Source organism: Paraburkholderia sp. 31.1 (assembly GCF_014397645.1).
In the GTDB taxonomy this organism is placed as follows: domain Bacteria; phylum Pseudomonadota; class Gammaproteobacteria; order Burkholderiales; family Burkholderiaceae; genus Paraburkholderia; species Paraburkholderia tuberum.
On the sequence record NZ_VZQN01000013.1, the window covers coordinates 70792 to 91598 of the forward strand.

General features: G+C 61.2%; 15 protein-coding genes. 11 read left to right on the forward strand and 4 right to left on the reverse strand.

From position 1 onward, the window contains the following. Window positions 1-2 precede the first annotated feature (2 nt). Together pqqE and F6X37_RS12290 are read left to right on the forward strand one after the other, a co-directional pair. Entirely contained in the window at window positions 3-1253 is a 1251-nt protein-coding gene (gene pqqE / locus F6X37_RS12285; RefSeq protein WP_187611480.1) for a pyrroloquinoline quinone biosynthesis protein PqqE, read from the forward strand. Next, on the forward strand, window positions 1250-1912 hold the full coding sequence (locus tag F6X37_RS12290) for a response regulator transcription factor (RefSeq protein ID WP_187611481.1): 663 nt from the start codon (window positions 1250-1252) through the stop codon (window positions 1910-1912). Before pqqE ends, F6X37_RS12290 begins: the two co-directional genes overlap by 4 nt. On the opposite strand, the gene F6X37_RS12295 is transcribed toward F6X37_RS12290, so the two are convergent. Next, window positions 1882-2880 carry a histidine kinase gene (locus tag F6X37_RS12295; RefSeq protein WP_187611482.1) on the reverse strand — a complete coding sequence of 333 codons (999 nt, stop codon included), beginning with the start codon at window positions 2878-2880 and terminating at the stop codon, window positions 1882-1884. The two genes, F6X37_RS12290 and F6X37_RS12295, sit on opposite strands and share 31 nt — an antisense overlap. 179 nt (window positions 2881-3059) lie before the next feature. Here F6X37_RS12295 and F6X37_RS12300 point away from each other — a divergent pair, with 179 nt between their 5' ends. Continuing rightward, window positions 3060-5447 carry a TonB-dependent receptor gene (locus tag F6X37_RS12300; RefSeq protein ID WP_187611483.1) on the forward strand — a complete coding sequence of 796 codons (2388 nt, stop codon included), beginning with the start codon at window positions 3060-3062 and terminating at the stop codon, window positions 5445-5447. Between the two features lie 191 nt (window positions 5448-5638). On the opposite strand, the gene F6X37_RS12310 is transcribed toward F6X37_RS12300, so the two are convergent. The 3 genes from F6X37_RS12310 to F6X37_RS12315 are packed head-to-tail and all read right to left on the reverse strand — an operon-like array spanning window position 5639 to window position 6948. After that, complete coding sequence (locus F6X37_RS12310) at window positions 5639-6121, reverse strand: lysozyme inhibitor LprI family protein (protein WP_187611484.1); 483 nt, start codon at window positions 6119-6121, stop codon at window positions 5639-5641. Continuing rightward, window positions 6108-6488, reverse strand: a complete 381-nt coding sequence (locus tag F6X37_RS37935; RefSeq protein ID WP_410451260.1) for a lysozyme — start codon at window positions 6486-6488, stop codon at window positions 6108-6110. Before F6X37_RS37935 ends, F6X37_RS12310 begins: the two co-directional genes overlap by 14 nt. Then, on the reverse strand, window positions 6400-6948 hold the full coding sequence (locus F6X37_RS12315; RefSeq protein ID WP_262419871.1) for an IS30 family transposase: 549 nt from the start codon (window positions 6946-6948) through the stop codon (window positions 6400-6402). Before F6X37_RS12315 ends, F6X37_RS37935 begins: the two co-directional genes overlap by 89 nt. A gap of 96 nt (window positions 6949-7044) precedes the next feature. Here F6X37_RS12315 and F6X37_RS12320 point away from each other — a divergent pair, with 96 nt between their 5' ends. From F6X37_RS12320 to F6X37_RS12355, 8 genes are all read left to right on the forward strand, one after another. Further along, complete coding sequence (locus F6X37_RS12320) at window positions 7045-7239, forward strand: hypothetical protein (RefSeq protein WP_187611485.1); 195 nt, start codon at window positions 7045-7047, stop codon at window positions 7237-7239. Between the two features lie 234 nt (window positions 7240-7473). After that, window positions 7474-16284, forward strand: coding sequence for a hemagglutinin repeat-containing protein (locus F6X37_RS12325; protein ID WP_187611486.1), 8811 nt, complete (start codon window positions 7474-7476; stop codon window positions 16282-16284). A 4-nt stretch (window positions 16285-16288) separates the two neighbouring features. After that, window positions 16289-16630, forward strand: coding sequence for a hypothetical protein (locus tag F6X37_RS12330; RefSeq protein WP_187611487.1), 342 nt, complete (start codon window positions 16289-16291; stop codon window positions 16628-16630). A 1-nt stretch (window position 16631) separates the two neighbouring features. Further along, complete coding sequence (locus tag F6X37_RS12335; protein WP_187611488.1) at window positions 16632-17186, forward strand: suppressor of fused domain protein; 555 nt, start codon at window positions 16632-16634, stop codon at window positions 17184-17186. A gap of 16 nt (window positions 17187-17202) precedes the next feature. Beyond that, a complete protein-coding gene (locus tag F6X37_RS12340) occupies window positions 17203-17859 on the forward strand; it encodes a hypothetical protein (protein ID WP_187611489.1) in 657 nt (218 codons plus the stop codon). Window positions 17860-17863: 4 nt separating this feature from the next. Continuing rightward, window positions 17864-18202 carry a DUF6572 domain-containing protein gene (locus F6X37_RS12345; protein ID WP_187611490.1) on the forward strand — a complete coding sequence of 113 codons (339 nt, stop codon included), beginning with the start codon at window positions 17864-17866 and terminating at the stop codon, window positions 18200-18202. 81 nt (window positions 18203-18283) lie between these two features. Further along, window positions 18284-20038, forward strand: coding sequence for a ShlB/FhaC/HecB family hemolysin secretion/activation protein (locus F6X37_RS12350; protein WP_187611491.1), 1755 nt, complete (start codon window positions 18284-18286; stop codon window positions 20036-20038). A 57-nt stretch (window positions 20039-20095) separates the two neighbouring features. After that, window positions 20096-20776 carry a CsgG/HfaB family protein gene (locus F6X37_RS12355; protein ID WP_184061842.1) on the forward strand — a complete coding sequence of 227 codons (681 nt, stop codon included), beginning with the start codon at window positions 20096-20098 and terminating at the stop codon, window positions 20774-20776. Window positions 20777-20807: the final 31 nt, after the last annotated feature.

Genomic DNA, 20807 nt, shown 5'->3' on the forward strand with positions numbered 1-20807 from the left:
CGATGACCGATCTTTCTCAACCTGCCTCTCAACCCGGCGCGCAAGTGCAAAGCGACGCGGCCGCCGTCGTGCCGCCGCCGCTGTGGCTGCTCGCGGAGCTGACCTATCGCTGTCCGCTGCATTGCGCGTTCTGCTACAACCCGCTCGACTACACCGATCACAACCGCGAACTGACCACCGGGCAATGGCTCGACGTGCTGCGCGAGGCGCGCGCGCTCGGCGCGGTGCAGCTCGGCTTTTCGGGCGGCGAGCCGCTGGTGCGCGACGACGTCGAAGTACTCGTCGAAGAAGCGCACAGGCTCGGCTTCTACACGAACCTGATCACGTCGGGCGTCGGTCTCACCGATCAGCGCCTCGGCGATCTGAAGGCCGCCGGGCTCGATCACATCCAGCTGTCCTTCCAGGATTCGACGCAGCAGTTGAACGACTTCCTGAGCAGCACGCGCACCTTCGAACTGAAGCAGCGCGTCGCCGTCGCGCTCAAGCGGCACGGCTTTCCGATGGTGATGAACTGCGTGCTGCATCGCTACAACCTGCCGCATGTCGACAAGATCATCGAGATGGCATTGGCTCTCGGCGCCGAATATCTGGAGCTGGCGAACACGCAGTTCTACGGCTGGGCGCGCGAGAACCAGGCGCAACTGATGCCGACGCAACAGCAGCTCGAAGAAGCCGAAGCGGTGGTCGCGCGCTATCGCCGCACGCATGGCGAGCGCTGCAAGATCTTCTTCGTCGTGCCCGACTACTTCGAGCGCCGTCCGAAGCGCTGCATGAACGGCTGGGGCGCGGTGTTCCTCGGCGTCGCGCCCGACGGCGCCGCGCTGCCGTGTCACGCGGCGCGCGGCCTGCCCGGCCTGACGCTGCCGAACGTGAAGGACATGCCGTTGCGCGAGATCTGGTACGACAGCGACGCGTTCAACCGCTTTCGGGGTTTGCGGTGGATGAAGGAGCCGTGCCGCAGCTGCGATGAAAAGGACCTCGACCTCGGCGGCTGCCGCTGCCAGGCCTTCCTGCTGACCGGCGACGCGGCCAACGCCGACCCCGTCTGCGACAAGTCGCCGTTTCACGACACCGTGGTCAAGATCGTGCGGCGTGCAGCATCGGGATCTGCATCCGCAACCGGGGCGACAGCAGCGGCCCGCGAACAGCCGATCCTGTTCCGCAACGACGCCAACTCACGCAAGTTCGCGGCCGCTGCCCGCGAGCCCGACGCCGGCGGCGATAACCGGGCGTCACCCGGAGTCCAATCATGAGTGCCGACACCATCTCCGTTCTGCTCGTCGACGACCATGCGGTCGTGCGCGAAGGCTACCGGCGTCTGCTCGAACTGAATGCCGACGTCGAGGTGCGCGGCGAAGCGGGCGACGCCGCGCAGGCCTACCAGCGTTTTTGCGCGCTGCGGCCCGACGTGGTCGTGATGGATGTGGCGCTGCCGGGCGCAAGCGGCATCGAAGCGATGCGGCGCATGCTCGCGCGCGAACCGGACGCGCGCGTGCTGATCTTCAGCGTGCACGAGGAATCGATCTTCGTGCGGCGCGCGCTCGACGCGGGCGCGCTCGGCTACGTGACCAAGGCGAGCGCGCCCGACGTGCTGGTCGAAGCGGTGCGCTCGATCGCGCGGCGTGCCCGCTACCTGAGCCCGGACATCTCGCAGGCGCTCGCGCTGCGCACCGCGTTCAACGAAGGGCCGCCGGGGCGTCAGTTGTCGGCGCGCGAGTTCGAGGTGCTGCGGCTGCTCGTGCAGGGCTATACGCTGCCGAGCATCGCCGAAAAGCTGGGCTTGAGTCAGAAAACGGTGGCCAACCACCAATCGGTGATCCGGCAGAAGTTCGGCGCCGACAACGGCGTACAACTTGCGCAGATGGCAAGCCGCCTCGGGCTTCAGTTCACGGGCTCGGCCAGCCCCGCCTGAGCGGGCACGCGCGCGCAGAACAGAAAACCGCGCTGCGGCTCGCTCGCGATGTGAAATTCGCCGCCGAGCGCCTCGACGCGTTCGCGCATGCCGATCAGCCCGAGCCCGCTGCGCGGCCTGGTCAGATCGGTGCCGGGGCCGTCGTCGGCCATCGTCACGACGATCTCGTCGATCTGCGCGCCGTTGTGTTCGCGCGGCGCGCGCACCATGAACAGTTCGACGCGCGAGCGGCGCGCGAACTTCGACACATTCGTCAGTCCTTCCTGCACGAGCCGGTACAGCGTGATCGTCAACGCATCGCTGAGGCCGCTGAAATCCCCTTCGATCGTCATCGAGAACGACGCCTCGGGCAAGCGCTCGCGCCAGCCGTCGACGCAATGTTCGAGCGCGCTCGGCAAGCCGAATTCGTCGAGACCGATCGGCCGCAGGCGGCGGATCATGCCGCCGATCTCGCGGTACACATGCGTCGCGCTCTGCATCAGCCCAAGCGCGATGCGATGAATTTCCGGCTCGCGCTCGCCCGATAGATCGCGGATGCGCGCCGCGTCGAGCGAGATCGCGTTCAGGTATTGACCCAGCTCGTCGTGCAGCTCGCGCGCCAGATGGCGGCGCTCCAGTTCCTGCGCCTGCAGCGCCTGACTGGCAAGGCGCCGGTTGTCGGCGAGCAGCCGTTCGGCCTGTTCCTCGAGCATGCGGCGATGGCGCAGTTCGCGGCGCGCATCGCGATAGCGGCGCCACGCGAACCACGCGAGCGCGATCGACAGCACGAACAGCGCGCCCGGCAACTCGTCGAGCTGGAAGCGCTCCATGCCACGCGTGAACCGGTAGACCTTCTCGCTGAGATCGAAGGCGGCGCCGAGCACCGCCGCGAGCACGGTCACGGCGACGACCCAGCCGAGGTCGCGCCATATCGGCGACGATGGCGGCGCTCGGTCAGCGGAAGAGGAATGGATCGGTTCGCTTGACATGACGCTTGCATTCTACTCAGCGCCGGCACACGCAGCGGGTTTTGCGCGAGTTTGGGAACGCTTCCCCGGCAGATCGGGAAAAGCTCCCGCGCGTCTTACAGACGCGTATGCGAAGCTTTACACCAAGGTCAAACAACGCGCGACACGCGTACAAATCAAGCCGGCAGGAGACAATAACGATGAGCATGCGATCACAAGCACGCCGCAAACGCCGGCTTCAGCGGCGTGCCGGCATCACCTTCTGCGTCGGCGGCGCGCTCGCCGGTCTGTCCACGAGCGTATGGGCGCAGGCGGAGCCGCCAGTCGCGGCGTCGGCGCCGGCCTCGGCGTCTTCCGCTGCCTCTTCCGCTGCCTCTTCCGGCACAGCCGACGACAACGCCAACAGCAACACGACACCCACCACGACCCTCGCGCCGATCGTCGTCGTAGGCACCACGCCGCTGCTCGGCATCGGCACGCCGCTCACGCTGGTGCCGGCCAACGTGCAGACGGTCCACGCGGCCGATATCCAACGGCAGGGCCGCCAGACACTCAGCGACTACCTCGCGGCGAATCTGCCTAGCGTCACGATCTCCGACGCGCAGGGCAACCCGTATCAGATGAACCTGTTCTATCGCGGCTTCACCGCGTCGCCGCTGCTGGGCACGCCGCAAGGTTTGTCGGTATTCGTCGACGGCGTGCGCGTGAACGAACCGTTCGGCGACGTCGTGAACTGGGACCTGCTGCCGCAACAGGCGATCGACACGATGCAGCTGATCCCCGGCTCCAATCCGACTTTCGGCTTCAATACGCTCGGCGGCGCGCTGTCGATCACGACGAAAAACGGCAAGGACAACCCGGTCGGCGAGGCCGAAATTCAGGGCGGCTCGTGGGGACGCAAGGCCGCGCAGATCGAACAGGGCGGCACGATCGGCCAGAACCTCGACTACTACTTCACCGCCAACGCCGCGAACGACAACGGCTGGGCCGAGCAGAACGAGAGCCGCATCCGCCAGGCGTTCGGCAAGCTGCGCTATACCGACGCCGACACGACGCTGTCGTTATCGGCCGGCGGCGCGGACAACGATCTGCACGGCGCGCAAACCATTCCGCGCTCGTTCCTCGGTAACCCCAGGCAACCGTACACGTATCCCGATCAGAATCAGAACAGCGCCGGCTATCTGACGCTGTCGGGCGATCATTACTTCAACGACAACGTCGAACTGAGCGGCAACGCGTACTACCGGCACTTTCGCAATGCCAACACCAGCAGCAACGTCAACAACGACTACGGCACGATCAATCCCGACGGCACCGTCGACACGTTGCAGGCGACCAACGTACAGTCCACCGTGACGACCGACAGCTACGGCGCGAGCCTGCAACTGACGCTGCTCGGCAAGCTCGGCGGCATGCAGAACCAGTTCATCGCGGGCATGGCCGTCGACGCCGCCGACTCGCGCTTCACGCAGTCGTCGCAGGACGCGACGTTTACCGATTCGCGCGCGACGGTCGGCATCGGGAATTTCGCACAGCAGACCAACGCGAACACGCACAACACGAACTACGGCATCTACCTGACCGACACGCTGTCGCTGACGCCGCAGTGGTCGCTGACGCTGTCGGGCCGCTACAACTGGGCCGATGCGACGATCGGCGACGAATCCGGCACGCAGCCGCAGCTCGACGGCCACCATACGTTCTCGCGCTTCAATCCGGCGGTCGGCATCAACTGGAATCCGGCGCCGGCGCTCACCGCCTACGCGACCTACAACGAGGGCATGCGCTCGCCGACCGCGATCGAGCTGGCCTGCGCCGATCCGAACGCGCCGTGTTCGCTGCCGAACGACTTCATCTCCGATCCGTCGTTGCAGCCGGTCATTTCGAAGACCTATGAAGTCGGCGCGCGCGGCAGGATCGGCGGCAACACGACATGGAGCGCGGCTGCCTACAGCACGACGCTCGACAACGACATCGAGTTCATCAGCAGCACCGGCGCGGGCAGTTCGCAGGGGTTTTTCCAGAACGTCGGGCGCACGCGCCGGCAAGGCGTCGAACTGGCTGGGCAGACGAAGTATGGTCCGTTCACGGTGACCGGCAGCTATAGCTACGTCAATGCGACCTACCAGTCGACATGGGTCGAAAGCAGCCCCAGCAACTCGAGCGCCGACGCGAACGGCAACATCACCGTGCATCCCGGCGATCACATCCCGAGCATTCCGGCGACGACCGTCAAGCTGCGGCTCGATTACGCGGCCACCGCGAAATGGCGAATCGGCACGAATCTGACGTGGCGCGGCAGCATCTACGCGCAGGGCGACGAGAACAACCAGGACGTGAACGGCAAGATCTCCGGCTATCTGTTGATCGATATGGACACCAGCTACCAGGTGACGAAACAGTTGCAGGTGTTCGCGTCGGTGTCGAACCTGCTCGACAAGCGCTATGCGAGCTTCGGCGCGCTCGGGGAGAACTTCTTTACCGGACCGGGCAATACGTTCAACGGCACGGCGCCGGTCAACGAGCAGTTCGTCGGGCCGGGTGCGCCGAGGGGGTTCTGGGTGGGGATGAGGTATGCGTGGAAGTAGTGGTGCTTGGCGGGGCGGATCATATTGAAGCGCGGCGGCCGGGCGCCGCCATGTTTCACTTCGTGGAAGCTGTCCTGAGCACGGCAAACCGTCACGACATTATCCAGCCTGATTCGTTGGTCGAGGCCATCGCGCGCATTCGTGGCAAGCGGGGTTGCGCCCGTTAGTGATTAGCACTCGTTTTACCAGGCTTACTCATTAATTGGCTTTGTCAGTTCATCAAGCCGGTTCCTGGTAATTCTAGTCATGCAGTCCCAAAACTCGACGAATCGCAACGATGCCTGTCCAACCTCATACACGTCTGCATAACATTCGTTGTCGCGATAGAGCTTCCAGTTCTCCTGTCCTCTCCGAAAATAGGGAAGTGCCTCGGGTTCGCCACGCGTCCGAAGTTCCTTGTCGCCGTCAGCCATGATCCGCTCTATTGCGGATACTTTCTTTTCGAGCGTCTGTGTAACGCGCTCGAAATCGTGTTGAGCGCAAGCCGAAACGTCCATTGTTGCAACGGCATCATTCTTGCAAAATCGTTGGATTTGTTCTTCAGTTTTGCCGGCGAAGTATTGACTAGTCGGCGTGGCTTTCGTGTGGTCGAACGCAGAGCCATAGATCGAGCTTGACGGATATGCTGGCGAAGATGCCAAGAAAAGAAGAATCGCAATATTAGTGGCTCGCATCGTACATACCCGTTTCAAATAGCTTTGCTTCGGATTTTCGGCGCTTTGGCACTCGTTGCGCGATGAAAGATCGAATTACGTCCCCCATTTTTTGGTACTCCCCCCGGTTGAGGTACCCGGCGAGATGATGACACCGAGTTTCTGGATACCATGCGTCAATCCTGCTGTGGTTCTCACCCGTATTAAAAAGCACTGATACGAGGGCGTCGTATTCGTACTGATGCAGAAAGACCTTCACGTCACGATTGATTGCAGCTTCGACACCCATTAAGTTCTTCTTAAAGAAAGTCGCCCTCCCAGTGCCCCGGCAACAGCCGTTGCTCGATCTGCTCGGGGCGATATTGGATGCGCAAGTCCTCGGGAACATAGCTGCCGCCAGCAAGCGTCGTGCGCCGATTTCCGCGCGCCGGTTTTTCTTGGCGCAAGGCTGCGACCATGGCCGGTTTCAGCGAGCCACGTGCATAAGTGTAAATGGCAGCGTAGACCGTCTCGTGGCTGACGTGCTGACTTGGGTCGTCTGGATACATGGCCCGCAGTTTGGCAGCGATTTGCTGCGGCGACCAGCGCCAGTAGACCAGGTGATCATGCACATGCCGATAAAGCGCGCTGCCTTCGATCAACTTGCGCGGCCGTACGCAGCGCCGACGACGCAGCCGATAGGCCGAGGCCGCCTGCGTCGCACAGTAGCGCGGCGCGTCCACGCTGCAATTACGCGCCAGTTCGCGCGACACCGTCGAAGCGCTGCGCCCCAGCAGCCCCGCAATAGTTCTTATGCTGCCGCCCTTTTGATGTTCGATCATGATCGCCGCGCGTTCTTCCGCACTCAAATGCTTGTAGTTCTTCTTTATCGCAACACCCTACCTCATTCAAGGTGTTGCACTTGGAACTAGAGACTAAGCGATCAGCGGAATCCGCTTGAGGTCATGATCCATATCGGCGAGGACTACAGGCGCATGAACAATTGCGATCATGAACTGTTCACGGTTCTGGCGCTCGACGCCAAGGGTATTCCGAACCGTCGTCTCACCGCCCGCGATGCGGCAGACCTGCTGGCCGATGCCGCGCGAAGCGCTGAGGACAGACTTGCGACTCCTGGCACTACCACGACGAAGCACTAACTGGCTCTGTCAGCAATCCAATGAAGGCGGCTTGATGCCGCCTTTTTCAATTGCACGGCGATAAGCAGACGTCTATTCGTTTTGCATATTGTGATTGCATATGTTGTCGTACGCGTCCATCAGATAGATCTTGTTTTCAGTTTTCGTTGTTGCTCTGCACACGCTGACAATCTTTGACTTACTCGAGCAGTGGCTTGAGGTATTTTCGACACGTCAAAAAATACGCTACACAGAATGAATAAGAACATGTTCAGGCTGGTTTTCAGCCAATGTAGAGGTATGCTGGTCGCGGTTGAGGAAACGGCGAGCGGCGCACGCAAGACCGATCAGGAAGAAGTAGCAGGCGCGGCACATATCGCTCAATCGAGCGGGCGGCATGCTTTCCGGTTCGCGCTGCACCCTGTGGCATTTGCCGTGCTGGTGGGGCTGGGCGGCGCGTTGTTTGCCCCGATGCTCGCCCATGCGCAGATTGTGCCGGGTGGTACCCATGCGCCGTCCGTGATCCAGACACAGAATGGTCTGCCACAGGTTGACATTAACCGTCCGTCTTCGGCTGGTGTATCCGTAAATACATACGGACAGTTCGACGTACAGAAAAACGGCGCAATTCTCAATAATTCGCCCGTTATCACCGGCACGCAGCAGGCCGGGCAGATCAATGGCAACGCGAACTTCGGGGCGAACCAGGCCGCGCGCATCATCCTGAACCAGGTCAACAGCAGCGCGGCGAGTCAGATCAACGGCCATCTCGAAGTTGCAGGGCAACGCGCAGAGGTGGTGATCGCTAACGGCTCCGGCATTTCGGTGAATGGCGGCGGCTTTCTGAATACCTCGCGTGCCATTCTGACGACCGGTACGCCGAACTTCGCACCCGATGGTTCGCTCACCGGTTTTAGTGTAAGGGGCGGCAACATCACCGTGCAAGGCGCGGGACTCGACGGTTCGACTGTGGACCAGGTTGACCTCCTGGCCCGCGCGGTGCAGGTCAATGCGGAGGTGTACGCCGGAAAGAGCCTGAATGTTATCACGGGCGCAAACCAGATCGGTCACGACTCACTTGCGTTCACGCCGATCGCAGGCGACGGACCCGCACCAGCCGTCTCGATTGATGTGAGCCAGCTGGGAGGGATGTACAGCGGGCGGATTTTTCTGGCGAGCAACGAGTATGGCGTAGGTGTTTCGAACCAGGGCGTGATCGCCGCGCAGGCGGGCGACCTGACGCTGCAATCGAACGGTCTGTTAGCTCTCACCGGCAAGACGAGCGCAAGCGGCAATCTTGCCGCAACCGGCGGCGATATCCAGAACAGTGGCACGACTTACGCGCAGCAAAGCGCGACGCTCTCGGCCAGCGGTACGGTCACGAACAGCGGCATGGTTGCCGCGCAGCAGAATACTTCCCTGAGCGCTGGCTCGGTGACTTCGACTGGCACGCTCGCGGCGGGCGTGAACGGCGACGGCTCTCTCGCGCAGACCGGCGACCTGGACGTAACGGCATCCGGCCAGTTGAACGCCAATGGCCAGAATGTCGCAGGTGGTAGTGCGTCGCTCTCAGGCAGCGGCGTGAATCTCGCTGGCAGTCGCACGTCGGCGAACGGCGCGCTTTCACTCGCTGCGAACAGCGGTGACCTGAACCTGTCGGGCGCAACCGCGACGGCGGGCGGAGCGCTTGACGCGCGTGCGGCCGGTACGCTCACGAACGACAACGGCGCAATGTCGTCGGGTGGTGCGCAAACCATCACTGCGGGCGCACTCTCGAACCACAATGGCCAGATCGTTTCGGGTGGCACGCTGACCGAGTCCGTTACGGGCGCAATCAATAACCAGGGCGGCACGATGCAGGCCGCAGGCGCGCTTTCTTCGTCGAGTGGTTCGCTCGATAACTCGGGCGGAACCGTCGCGTCGCTAAACGCAGACGGCGTTGCCATCACGACGACCGGCCTGCTCAACAACGGCGCGGGCGGCGCTATCGGCGGCAACGGGAACGTCAGCATCCAGTCAGGACAGGTCGCCAATGCAGGGTCTATCACTGCGGTCCAGAGCCTGATTGCGTCGGCCGTGCAGGCTCTGTTCAACAGCGGCACGTTCGCGACCAATGCGAACATGACGCTTTCGGCCGGCACGACGCTGACGAACACCGGCCAGTTTGGCGCGGCCCGCGCGCTCACACTTCTCGCCGCGACGTTCGACAACAGCGGCGGGACGACCAGCGCCGACCAGTTCACGCTGCACGCCGCTAACCTTGTGAACCACGGCGGCACGGTCACGCAGACCGGAACTGGCGCGACGACGCTCGACCTGACCGGCACGCTTGACAACTCGGCAGGCGGCACACTCCAGACCAACAGCACGGACCTGACTCTTGCACCAGCCGCGCTCGACAACGATGGCGGCACGATTACGCATGCCGGGACCGGCAAGCTGTCGATCAATTCGGGTAATGGTGCTGGCGAAGTATCCAACGTCGGCGGCAGGATTGCCACGAACGGCGAGGGCTCGATTCAGGGCGGCGCGCTCGATAACGCATCGGGTTCGGTGATCGCACAGAACGGCCTGACGGCAACAGTCGGCGGGGAACTGGACAACACGAACGGCAAGCTGCTGTCGAACACGGATACGAACATCACGAGCGGCACGTTCAACAATAACGGCGGCCAGATCGGTGCGGGTACGAAGGAAACCATCAGCACGGGCTCGCTGACCAATGACGGAGGCTCGATTGTCGCGCCCGACCTCACGCTGACGACGGGCACGACGCTCGACAATGGCGGCGGCGATATTGAGGGAAACCAGCTCGCACTGAAAGCGACGGACCTGCTGAACCACGGCGGCACGATCACGCAGTATGGGCCGTCGTCGATGGGCTTCAGCATCAGCGGCACGTTCGACAATTCAAACGGCGGCACGCTGCAAACGAACAGCGTAGACTTCACGCTCGCGCCCGGTGCGCTCGTCAACGACTACGGTACTATTCTCAATGCCGGTACGGGCACGCTGACAATCGCACCCGGCTATGGCGCAGGCGTTTTCTCGAACATCGGCGGCCAGATCATTGCGGCGGGGCAGATCGCAGTGCAGGCGGCAAGCCTGAACAACCTGTATGGCGTGCTCGCGGCACAAGGCAATATCGCTGCGAACATCGCGGGCGACCTGAACAACACGCAAGGCTCGGTTCGTTCTCTCTCGTCGTTGTCTCTCTCCAGCAGCGGCACGCTGACGAACATGAACGGACAGATCCAGTCCGGCACGGGTGCGGCGGGCGACGCGAGCACGCTCGCCGTTCAGGCCGCGTCGGTCAATAACACGAACGGTCTCGTCAGCAATCTCGGCACGGGCGACATGACCGTGCAAGGCGGCAGTCAGACCGTCAACAGTGGCGGCGTGATGACGGGCAACGGTAACGTGGCCGTCGACACGTCATCGCTCTCCAATACGCAGGGCGGTCAACTGAGCGGCGCGAGCCTCGCGGTTCAGGCGGACATCGTGGACAACAGCGGCGGCCAGATCGGCAACCTTGCCGGTTCGAATGGCGATGTCGCAATCACGACGACGGGCGCGCTGACGAATGCGAACGGCCAGATTGGCGCGACGCATGACCTTACCGTGAATGCCGCGACGCTGACGGGCGGCGGTGCCTACAGCGCGGCCAATGACGTTGCAGTGAGCGTTCAGGGCGATTTCGTGCCCACGCCAGATGTGCAGTTCAACGCCGGTCATGACCTGTCCTTTACCCTGCCGGGCACGTTCAGCAATGGCGCGCTGGTTGAGGCGGCGAACAACCTGAACATCAATGCCACCGACGTCCAGAATAGCGGCGTCATGATGGCAGGCGGCACTCTCGCGACGCATTCGAACACGCTGGAGAACACAGGGACGATGGTCGGCGGCAGCGTCTCGCTGAACGCCACGCAATCGATTACGAACGTCGGGTCAACCGCGCTGATCGGCGCGACGGACAGTAACGGAACGCTCGAACTGCTGTCGAACGACATCGAGAACCGCGACGACACGACGACGACCGACACCCAGGCGACGACGGCGATTTACGGTCTTGGCAAGGTGGTACTGGCGGGCGGAAAGAATGCGGACGGCAGTTACACGAACGCTAGCCTGATCCGCAACCAGTCGGCGCTGATCGAGTCGGCCGGCGACATGGAACTGCACGCCGCTCAGGTGACGAACACGCGCACGACGATGACCACGACGGGCCTGAATCAGTCGGTCGATCCGGCCCTGCTCGCGCAGCTCGGCATCAGCCTGTCGGGCTGCACGGCGGTCGACATGGCCGCCTGCTCCGGTCAGGACATAGGCTGGGGCATCTCCCAGCCGGATAACCCGGCATTCCTGACCATGATTGGCGGTGTGTACACGATCCCGCCGCACGGCGGTCAGTGGAATAGCGGCTACCAGTACACGACCTATACGGGCGAAGCACTCGCGAACCTGATTGCGGGCATCAGTCCGCAGGCGCAAATCATGGCGGGCGGCAATCTGGACGCGTCGAAGGTCGGCCTGTTCCAGAACTACTGGAGCGCGGTCGCGGCAGTGGGCAATATCGCCGCGCCTATCACGCTCGACCAGAATAGCTGGCAGGGGCAGAGCGCGCCCGAAGTGCAGGTCACGTACTCAGGCTACTACCACTACAACAACTACGACAACACCGAACACAACTGGACGCTACCGTTTGGCGATGCGCCGTTTGTTGGCTCACGGCCGGGCGGCTATACCCAGGCGGCACCGGCTGATATCCGCTCTTACGCGCTCCCGAGCTACGAGTCGAGCTTCGTCGCGGGCGGAACGCTTTCCGGCACGGGCGTGAACATCGATAACACGGCGGGCAACGCGGGCATTCCGTCGCTCGGTCTTGCCCCCGGTCAGTCGCTGGGCGGCGTCACTGTCGGCGGCGTGAGCGGCAACGCGAATGGCACGAAGGCCGGGGCAGCTTCGGTCAATGGCGGCGGCAGTATGGTCAATCCGGTCATTGCCAATGCGACTGCGCAGAACGTGCTGCAAAACCTCTCGATTCCCCAGGGCGGACTGTTCAGCCCCGCGACCGCACCGGGTGCAACCTACCTGATCGAGACCAACCCGGCGTTCACGAACCAGAAGACGTTCATATCGAGCGACTACTACCTGCAACAGCTTGGCCTGAATCCGCAGACGACGGAAAAGCGCCTGGGCGATGGATTCTACGAACAGCAACTGGTTCGGAACCAGATTACGTCGCTCACCGGCAAGGCGGTACTCGGTCCGTACACCGACCTTCAGTCGATGTATCAGGCGATGCTCGACGCGGGCGCGTCGCTGTCGAAGTCGCTTGATCTGCCGCTCGGCATGAGCCTGTCGGCTGAACAGGTGGCAGCGCTCACGAGCAACGTGATCATCATGCAGACCGAGACCGTCAACGGGCAACAGGTACTCGTGCCCGTCGTCTATCTCGCGAAGGCCAGCCAGCAGGACATGAACGGACCGCTAATCGCGGCGACCGACATCGACCTTCAGAACACGCAGACGTTCACGAATAGCGGCACGATGCAGGCAGGCAATACGCTGTCGATCCAGGGCCAGCAGATCGACAATGCGTTCGGCAAGCTGCAAAGCGGCGGCCTGATGTCGCTGGCGACCACCGGCAATGTTGACCTGACCTCGGCCACCGTGAACGCGGGCAGCCTCGCGCTGAACGCGGGCGGCGACCTGTTGCTGAACACGGCGGTCAAGACCGTTGATCAGGTTAGCGCGACGGGTGCGACGCGCACCACGACGACGCTCGGCCCTGTTGCGAACCTGAACGTGGCGGGCGATGCTGTGATCGTCACGGGCGGCAACGTCGAGCAGAACGCGGGCAACCTGAACGTGGGCGGCAACCTCGGTATGGCCGTGGGCGGGAACTACGATATTGGGTCGGTACAGACCGGCGAACACAAGATCGTCGAGCGCGCGAACGGGGTGTCGAATACCGACATCAACCAGACGACGGGTAGTTCGATTAACGTTGGCGGCGTTTCGCAGATTGGCGTCGGCGGCGATCTGACGGCGACGGGCGCGAACATTAATCTCGCGGGCGGCGGCACACTTGCTGCGAATGGCAATGTGAACTTGCAGGCGGCAAAATCAACTTCAACAGTTGACAGCAACGGTTCCGGTAGCGATAGCCACGTCAGTTACTCGGAGTCGTCGCACCGCTCGGACGATACGCTCACGGCTACGACGCTCAATGCAGGCAATTCGCTGACCGTTGTATCAGGCAAGGATATCAATGTCACGGGCAGCGCGATCAGTCTCGACCAGGGAACCGCGACGCTCGCCGCAGCCGGTAACGTCAACATCGGTGCGGCAACGGAAACGCACGTCGACAACGAACAGGAGCAGCACAGCCACAGCAATATCGTAAGCGGCAAGGAAGTGGCGAGTTCGGGCAACACCACCGCCACGCTCTCGCAGGGCAGCATGGTTTCCGCAGACGCCGTGACTATCGCCAGTGGCAACGACATCAACGTCAAGGGCAGCACGATTGTCGGGACGAACGATGTCGCGCTCAGTGCCGCGCATGACGTGAAGATCACCACGTCACAGGACACCATGCAGTCGTCCAGCACCTATGAGGAGACGCGAACGGGTCTGGGAACAAGCGGGTTGAGCGTCACGGTCGGCACCAACAAACTCGCGACGACCGACGAGGCATCGAGTGTCACGAACAACGCGAGCACAATCGGCTCGCTGAACGGCGACCTGTCGATTCAGGCGGGCAACACCCTGCACGTCACGGGCAGCGATCTTGTCGCAGGTGGGAACCTCGCCGGAACGGCGGCCAACGTCATCATCGACGCGGCCACCGATACATCGCACCAGGCGCAGACGCAGAAGACGAGCAGCAGCGGCCTCACGATTGGCCTGGCGGGTTCGGTCGGTGATGCGATCAACAACGCGTATTCGGAAAGTCAGGCCGCGAAGAATTCGACCAGCACAGGCAACGAACGTGCGGCTGCGCTGCATAGCATTGCGGCGGCGGGCGACGTTGCCTTGACCGGCCTGACCTCTGCGGGCGTGACAGCGGACGGCAAGCCGGATATTGGCATCAAGGTCAGCATCGGGTCCAGCAAGAGCGAAAGCCAGTCGTCGGAAGATCAAACGGTGCAACGCGGCTCCGGCGTACAGGCAGGCGGCACGGCGGGATTCGTGGCGACGAACGGCGACCTGACTATCGCCGGGTCGAACATTAGCGCGAACGATGTCATTCTGGCGGCGAAAAACCAGGTGAACGTCATTAACACGACCGACACCGATTCGACGCGTAGCTCGAACAGTTCCAGCAGCGCAAGCGTTGGCGTGCAGTACACGCTGGGCGGCGGCTTTGGCGTTTCGGCTGCAATGTCGAACGCGCATGGCGACGCGAACAGCGACGCGTCAATCCAGAATGCTTCGCATGTGAACGGCGCGAACAGCGTCACGGTGATATCGGGCGGCGACACGAACATCATCGGCTCGCAGATCAACGGCAAGCAGATCGCGGCTGACGTGGGCGGCAACCTGAATATCGTGAGTGTGCAGGATGTGACGAACAGCGCTGCGCACCAGAGCAGCACGAGCGGCGGATTCACGATCAGCCAGGGCGGTGGCAGCGCCAGCTTCAGCGCGCAGAACGGCCATGCCGATTCGAACTATGCAGGCGTCAACGAACAGGCCGGGATAAATGCCGGGGACGGTGGATTCAACATCAATGTCAAGGGCAACACGGATCTGACGGGCGGTGTGGTATCGAGCACGGCCGACGCGTCGCAGAACAGCCTGACGACCGGCACGCTCACGTTCAGCGACATCCAGAACCAGTCCCACTATGACGCCAACAGCAACGGCATCAGTGCGGGCGTGGGCTTTGGAGGTAACACCGGCAAGGCGGTTGGCCCCGGTTCGGTGAGCGGCCATCCAGGCGTGTCGCCGATGATTTCGCAGAACGAAAGCGGCGACCAGAGCGCAACGACGCGCAGCGCGATCAGCGCGGGTACGATCAACCTGACGAACGGCGCGGACCAGACGCAGGACGTTGCGAACCTGTCGCGCGACACGACGAACACGAACGGGACGGTTGCGAAAACGCCGGACGTGAACGCTATCCTTTCGCAGCAGGCCGACACGATGCAGGCTGCACAGGCGGCGGGTCAGGCGGTGTCGCAAGGTATCGGTGCGTATGCGGATATGAAGCGCGACGAAGCGGCGGCGGCCTACAAGGCCGCGTCCGATCGCGGCGACAGCGAAGGCATGGCCGCAGCAGCGGCTGACTACAACAACTGGAAGGAGGGTGGTGATTCGCGCGCCGAACTGCACGTTGCGGGCGGTGCGCTGATTGGTGGGCTCGGTGGCGGTAGCGCGTTCAGCACGATTGGAGGCGCTGCTGGCGCGGGCGTGGCGTCGAAGATGGCCGGTTCGCTGAACGATATCTCTAAGGGTGTAGCGTCAGCGACGGGATCGGAGCTGATCGGCAATCTCGCGGCCAACATTGCAGCGGGCGTCGGTGGAGCTGTCGTCGGCGGTACGGCCGGCGCGGCGATGGCATCGAATGTGCAACTGTACAACCAGTCGATGGATGATGAGCGTACGTTGACGGGCGACCTCGGGAAGAAGTCTCCGTCTCTGTTCTCTCTGGCGCTGCAAGGCATTGCGAACGGCTTGAATGCGATAGTTGGTGTGGGTGGTGGCGTGCCGCCTACTGCTAGTCCGGGGATGGTGATAGCGAATGGCGCGGGCCAAGCGCTCGTTGCGGGCGCTGGATCAGCGGCGTACCAACCTGACATCGCGACGTTGAACGCTGGCGGCAACGGAGAAAACGGCCGCCAAGCTAATCCGTCGAAAGCTGATAGCCCGATTTGGCAAGGTCTGAGTAACGCAGGCAATGGCGTAAAGACTGATGGAAAGCTGCTCTATGAATGGGACTACACTCATAACGATATTGAGGTCTACAACAAACGAGGGGTGCATTTGGGGTCGGCGGACCCGATGACGGGTGAACTGTACAAGGATGCCGTTCCTGGTCGAAAGCTAAATAATCGTTAAGGCCATGAAAAAGTACGACGTATTGCAAGACCTGATTGAAGGGAAGATTACGGAAGAGAATGCCGAAGACATTCTCAGCGAGATTTTGGAAGACATGAACAGAACTGTTCCAGTTCATGAGCTTCTAGGTATGTCTCGATACGAGTGGACCGCATATGGACACGGAGCGGACTTCCAGAACATCGCAAACTGGCGTGCTCATGGATGGCCGAACCAGTGCTTCATCTGCGGGCAACCGATCAATGTCGAGCAATTTGGATGGCTCACTCGCGAACATGAAGGCCGTATGCAGTTGAGACACGTTATTTGCCCGAAATCGCGTGGTGCGAATCCAGCAGGCCAATAACATGACACTCATTGAACATCTGGAAACGAATCTTGGCTTTATCGCTGAAGGCTGGAAGGACGATTCGGCCGTTGGTGACGTGCTGCAGGTCGTGCGTTTCGCGAATCAACCATTTAAGGGTGCGTCGACGTTCTCAACTATTAGCCTAAGCGAATCCAAGGTTTTGCTCCCCAAGGGTAAGTATTGCCGCCAGGAATTCATATTCGCTGCATGGGATAGCTACCCAGCCGCACATGTCGCATCGTTCCTGCTGACCTTCGCCACATATGTCAGGGACCAAAAGCGGCCATTACTGCGCGGCGACGTAGTCGGGCCAAGTGTTCCGCTGATACCGGGGGTGGCGGCGGATTCAATATATGCGACGAGCCCGGTCATTTTTCCTGAGCCGCTGGTTTGTTACGATGGCGACGCAATCCCGACGGTAATTGTGTGGCTCGTCCCGTTGATCGAAGCGGAATGCTTGTTCGTAAAAGAGCACGGATGGAACCGATTCGAAGATGCGCTTGAAAACGCCAATCCCGATCTGCTTGATCTGAGTCGGTTATCCATCGTATAGGCGCGTAAATCAGATCATGACTGAAGCGAAAACGAACTTTCGGGGACTCTTCGGACATCCCGATATCGTAGTCTCGTTACCATCCGGTCCAGCGTTCGGAGCAGAACCGATACTCTCTTACTTTGAAGATGCAGTTCGACAGGGGACTGTCTTCAAGGCGGGAGAAACCGTTCAGATGGGTTGGATGATGCTAATGCTGAAGTCCACTGAAACTGGTGAGCTGGACGTTTGGGAACCTCGGTTCAGTGAGGTTCCGATTGTTTGGGAACGCGGCGCAAGCAAAATGTACAGACAATTGATCGTTCAAAAGAGGGTCGCGGAACTGTTGGGTGTAGAGCCTTCGTTCCCCTCGTTGAGACAGTCTGGAGTCATCTCCCCCGACTTCATGGAGGCGAAGAATTTTCAGATGTTCCGCGATCCGCCGAAGGGCACTGGTTCAGGATGGCTGTTCACGACTGAAGAGAATACTTCTGGAGATGGACGTTTAGCGTCACTGTTTGAAATCGCGAGCAAGCGGCCGGAAGTAATTCCGTTTCTGGCGTTGCCTGCTTCGTCGTCGGCCATACTCAAAGACGGTCACGTAAAAATCACTTTTGGCAAAGAGGAAGTCAGTTCGGATTCAAGCGAACTACTGAGACGACTGCCGGCAAGTGACCTTATTGGGTCAATCTAAGTAAATGTCGATTTCTGAAACGAACGTAGTTGACTTTATCGGTATTGATCCGGCTAAAAAGATCGCGCGCCTGGCAATTTCTGACCATCTTGCATGGGATGACCCCGAAGAAGAAAAGGAACATCTTTGGCTTTTGCAAGAGAAGATCAATTCTTACCTTCGGTTCGTAGAGGGCGGCGAGCTGTATCAAAACTACCCCGATGCTACGGGCGCCAGATGTGAAATCGAGCTTGTTTCGAAATATCCCTTGTCGGTCGCAGGAGTTCGATTCTTTGAACAAGCAAGGTCGATAGTTCAAGCGGCAGGTTTTGACTTGCTATACAGGGTATTCACCCCTCGATAAATCCACCCGGCTGTTGACCGCACGCGAACCCTATATAAGGTTCGCGATGCGGCCATATAGGCATCACAAAATTATTTAGCAATGGAAATCAGCAAGAGCCTGGCGGCGCTGCCGCTTACGGCTTTGGTATCGTTCGCGTCAAACGCTCAACAAGCGCCTACGCCAGCCGACACCGCAGCGGCGGCACGCGCCAGCGCCGAACAGAACCAGCAGGTTGAGCAGCAACGCAATGCGCAGGAACGCAATGCCACTGTCAATGCGCCCTCGGTGCGTTCGAAGGTTGAGCACGCCTCTGGCTGGCCTGATCTGCCGGTTGAAACGCCGTGCTTCCGCATTGACTCGTTCGTGCTTGACGTGCCAGTGTCGCTACCTGATGCCGTCCGCTCGCAAGGCGCATCTGCATTGCCTTTGGACCGCTTCGCGTTCGCGCGCGAATGGCTTGACCACTACACGGGCCAATGTGTAGGCAAGGCGGGACTCGACACGCTCACGAAGGGACTGCAACAGACCATCCTGAGCCGGGGTGACATCACCACGCGCGTGCTGCTGCCCGAGCAGGACCTGTCAACCGGGACGCTGAAGTTTGCGCTGGTGCCGGGAGTCATCGGCAAGGTTCGCTTTGCCGATCCTGCCACGCGCGGCACATGGAAGTCGGCATTCCCGACGCAAAACGGCAACGTGCTGAATCTACGCGACCTCGAACAGGGACTCGAACAGATGAAGCGCGTTAGCAGTCAGGACGTGGACATGAAAATCGAACCCACTGACGTACCTGGCGAAAGCGACGTTGTCGTCACGGTAAAGCGCGCGAAGCCGTGGACGGTGGTTGCGTCGGTGGACAACTCGGGCACGCGGGCCACCGGCAAGCTGCAAGGCAACCTGAGCCTTGGCATCGACAATCCGCTCGGGCTGAACGACATTTTCAACGTCGGCGTGAGTCAGGACCTCGAATTCGGCGACAAAGGCCTCGGTTCGCACGGCTGGAACGGCTCGTATTCGATTCCGTGGGGCTACTGGACCGGCACGCTATCGGCCTACACGAACACGTACTACCAGCAGATCGCGGGCGCTAACGCGACTTTCGTTTCGAGCGGCAATGCACAGACGGCGGACTTCAGGCTACAGCGCGTGCTCATGCGCAGCCAGAACAACGTACTTGGCGCGCAGTTCCGCCTGACGAAGCGCTTCGGTGAAAGCTTCATTGAAGACACCGACATCCCGCAGCAGCGGCGCAACAACACGTTCATCGAGGCCGGCCTGACCGATCGCCACTACTTCGGCGCGTCGCAGTTCGACGGCAGCCTCGCGTACCGTCAGGGCGTGGGCGGACTCGGGGCGACACCAGACTTCTACGAGAATGGCCCGACTTACCGCTTCCGCATGGCCATCCTCGACGCGAACCTGTCGGTGCCGTTCAGGATAGCAAGCCAGCCATTGCGTTACGTGACGAGCGTGCACGGCCAGTTCACGAACAATACGCTGAACTATATCGATGACCTGACCATCGGCAGCCGCTACACGGTGCGCGGCTTCGACGGCGAAACGATGCTCGCGGCCGAACGCGGTTTCTTCTGGCGCAACGAGTTGCAGCTACCGGTTGGATCGACCGGACAGTCACTTTACGCAGGCATCGACTACGGGCACGTGTTCGGACCGAACGCCACATATCTCGCCGGTACACAGCTGGCAGGTGCGGTGCTCGGAATGCGCGGTAGTGCATCAGCAAAGGCTGGCGCGCTCGCCTATGACCTGTTCGCCGGGACGCCGATCTACAAGCCGTCAGATTTTCCCACTGCGCGCGTGACGCTCGGTTTCCAGTTGACCGCTCAATTCTGAAATTCACCCCGTCGACGCTATCCGGGTTTTCGGCGTTTCAACAAAGAGGAAAACAAAATGAAGTTATCGAAAACGAATGGTCTTGGAGCCGTTGCTGTTGCCGTTGTCGTGGCGCTGGGCGGATGTGCAACCGAGTCGTCGCGCTCGCTGCCGGTGCCTCCCGTCGCCAGTGCGCAGAAGCCAGCAGTGGGCCAACCCATCGGCATTTCAGTCGGCAAGTTCGACAACCGGTCGAGCTATATGCGCGGCATCTTCTCGGACGGCGTTGACCGTCTGGGTGGTCAGTCCAAAACCATCCTGATTACGGCGCTCCAGCAGACTGGGCGCTTCAATGTGCTCGATCGCGACAACCTCGACGAAATCCGCCAGGAAGCAGGCTTCCTCAAAAAAGCACAATCGATCAAGGGGGCGCGCTTCGTCATCACCGGCGACGTAACGGAGTTCGGTCGCAAGGAGGTTGGCGACCGGCAGCTATTTGGCATCCTCGGCCGTGGCAAGAGTCAGGTGGCCTACGCAAAGGTCAGTCTGAACGTCGTCGACACGACGACATCGGAAGTCGTGGCGTCGAGCCAGGGGGCAGGTGAATTCAGCCTTTCGAACCGTGAAGTCATCGGCTTTGGCGGCACCGCCGGTTACGACTCGACGCTGAACGGCAAGGTGCTCGATCTGGCGATTCAGGAGGCCGTCAATCATCTGGTCGAGCAGGTCGATGCAGGCACGCTGAAGGCCGCACAGTAAGTGCGCCGGGCCATTGCGGCCATTCACTTTC